The organism is Pollutimonas rozaliensis (genome assembly GCF_048751585.1).
Lineage (GTDB): Bacteria > Pseudomonadota > Gammaproteobacteria > Burkholderiales > Burkholderiaceae_B.
In genome coordinates, this window is sequence record NZ_JAZHOB010000272.1 from 1 (window position 1) to 250 (window position 250).

Here is a 250-nt window from a genome sequence, read left to right on the forward strand (position 1 = left end):
GGGAATGGTGAGCGTCGCCAGCCAAGTCGCAGGCGCACCGGCAAAGGTATTGGGCGAAAACACCATGACGAAATTCATCGCAAGCGTTTCCCACTGAACTTGACGGAAGCTTGCGATCTTCGCGGTGATGTTGCGGCCCAGCACATTGACCGTCACCGTGTCGCCGAGCTTCAGACCCAGTTCCTTGCCCTCGCGCTCCGCGAAGGACACCAGTGGTTCGCCACTATAGTCGTTCGGCCACCATTCGCCT

At 59.2% G+C, this 250-nt stretch carries 1 protein-coding gene; it reads right to left on the reverse strand.

The genetic code is table 11. From position 1 onward, the window contains the following. A partial coding sequence (locus V0R37_RS22870) for a hypothetical protein (protein ID WP_420376659.1) occupies positions 1 to 250 on the reverse strand: 250 nt, incomplete at both ends.